General features: G+C 52.5%; 1 protein-coding gene. It reads right to left on the bottom strand.

The annotated features are described in order from the left end of the window. Nucleotides 1-577: 577 nt before the first annotated feature. Nucleotides 578-1,027 carry a hypothetical protein gene (locus CA13_RS34105; protein WP_146404759.1) on the bottom strand — a complete coding sequence of 150 codons (450 nt, stop codon included), beginning with the start codon at nucleotides 1,025-1,027 and terminating at the stop codon, nucleotides 578-580. Nucleotides 1,028-1,434 lie beyond the last annotated feature (407 nt).

Genomic DNA, 1,434 nt, shown 5'->3' with positions numbered 1-1,434 from the left:
TAGCATCGCTGCCAACATTTAACCTCATCGCAAAAGCTTGACTCGCTAACCTTTCGCCCGGAGGGCCAGTTCAACGGTACGGATCAGCGGGGACCGGGAGTTGACTATCCATTCGTGAAAACGAACCACCGGTCCTCCGTTGCATCCGATGGTTACCCGAAATCCCGGCCATTTGATTGTCGATTCCGTGGAAGTGATCACGGGCGAGCAAGTCACCACGGAAAGCATCAGTGTATCAAATCAGTGTCGAATAAAACAGTTGTTGGGCAGGTTTTTGGGTAACGCCGAAAGGCCGAAGCAGCGACGTTAGGCTAGCCAAGGTTCCAGCCAAACGCCGTCGTGGAGTCGCATTAGCCAACGGGTAATTTAGACGAGCAATTTTCAAACTACGATTTTGACATTGGCGTTCGGATCACGTTGTCGAAACGAGATCATCATACGAGATCGATGTTGTACGTCGATACGATCTTCATCGTTACGTCGGGTAACGTCCGCGATAACCGAGTCGCGGCGATTGATTTTCCATTGCAAAAAACGGCGACTCCGCGACTTCGGTTCATCGCATGGTTCGCCCCAATTAGCTCTCGGTTCCGTTGGGCCAAAATGGCTTACGAAACGCGCTCTTGATTGTAAACCAGAACGACGGAACAAAGCGAGTCTTAGCTTTGCATTCTGGCACCTTCGTGATTCTGCAGTATGCGTTGCCATCTACAGGCAGCCAGTCGTCCTGAGACCTGATCTTCGCATCAATTGAAATAGAGATCATCCCATCACGTTCTGGCGCCATCTCGATCAGCTGCGCCCATTCAAAAATCGCGTCACCGTCGTGATGTCCCCACATCGGGTTCGGATGTTTCCAAGTTAGAACATCCGTTCCGATCACGTGATCACCCATGCGCGCGGTGAGTCTTGTTTGTTCAACGAAATCGTCCGGTTTTGCATCTACGGCAAGTACACCCAGACCGAACAGCATGTAGTAGTCGCGATAACCTGAAATCACGCGGTCGACGTTGACCTGCGAAAACACCCAACCACCGCGTCCATCGGCAGAAAGCTCCCGGCAAGGATCCCACCGTTTGCTCGGAACGCTAGCGATAAGTTTGAGATGCATTTATCTGCGTGGGCGAACGGTACGGATCAGCGGGGACCGGGAATTGAGTATCCATTCGGGAAAACTGACCACCGGTCCTCCGTTGCATCCGATGGTTATCACACGGATGTGGGTAAAACGCCGATCGAGTCACCATGATGAATCGATCGACCGAGCACCGTCCGTTTAGCCTTCGGCCCCTTCGGTGACGGTTGTCCGTTTCCTAGCAGTATCAGTTTAACGAGGTCCCAAGTTGAAAGCAACAAACGACGTTGTCGGACCAAACGGTTGCCAGCGGATCATCGACAGCGCACCGATAGCAGAGCACAAATCGCCCGGAGTGT

The organism is Novipirellula herctigrandis (assembly GCA_007859835.1).
GTDB lineage: Bacteria > Planctomycetota > Planctomycetia > Pirellulales > Pirellulaceae > Novipirellula_A > Novipirellula_A herctigrandis.
This window is presented reverse-complemented; position numbering and strand designations above follow the sequence as displayed.